Genomic DNA, 527 nt, shown 5'->3' on the forward strand with positions numbered 1-527 from the left:
TCTCCATACAGATCAAGTAATCTTCTGCGCCCTTTTCAATTGGCGTGTCTTTATTTTTACCAATGTTGATACCCAAGATGCCGTCGTAGTTTGACTTCTTAACATTCTCAACCAGGTTATCTACGCCTAGGTTGTTGAAACCCATGCGGTTGATGATACCTTCAGCTTCAACAAGACGGAATAAACGAGGTTTATCGTTACCCGCTTGTGGACGTGGAGTCACAGTCCCTACTTCTACAAAACCAAAACCCATCGCGCCAAATGCATCAATACATTCGCCGTTTTTATCTAGGCCAGCCGCAAGACCAACTGGGTTTTTAAAAGTAAGACCCATGCATTCTACAGGTCGATGAGGTAATTGTTGGCGATACAAAAGATCAATGGGAGTGCCGGTAAAGCGTTTGAAATTTTGAATTGCAAGATCATGTGCCTTTTCGGCATCAAGTTGGAAAAAGCCAGTTCTGGCTAGACGGTAAAGCATTGTGCCTCCGATAGAAAAAAGCCCCGTGTAAACGGGGCGATATTAT

The 527-nt window shown here is 43.8% G+C and carries 1 protein-coding gene; it reads right to left on the reverse strand.

Features of this window, described 5'->3' with window-relative positions:
* Window positions 1–481: dihydroorotate dehydrogenase (quinone) (gene pyrD, locus BCT81_RS04015; RefSeq protein WP_102423304.1), on the reverse strand; the 481-nt coding region annotated here is incomplete at its 3' end.
* Window positions 482–527 lie beyond the last annotated feature (46 nt).

The sequence above is a fragment of the Vibrio sp. 10N.261.52.A1 genome (genome assembly GCF_002876325.1).
Taxonomy (GTDB): Bacteria; Pseudomonadota; Gammaproteobacteria; order Enterobacterales; family Vibrionaceae; genus Vibrio; species Vibrio chagasii.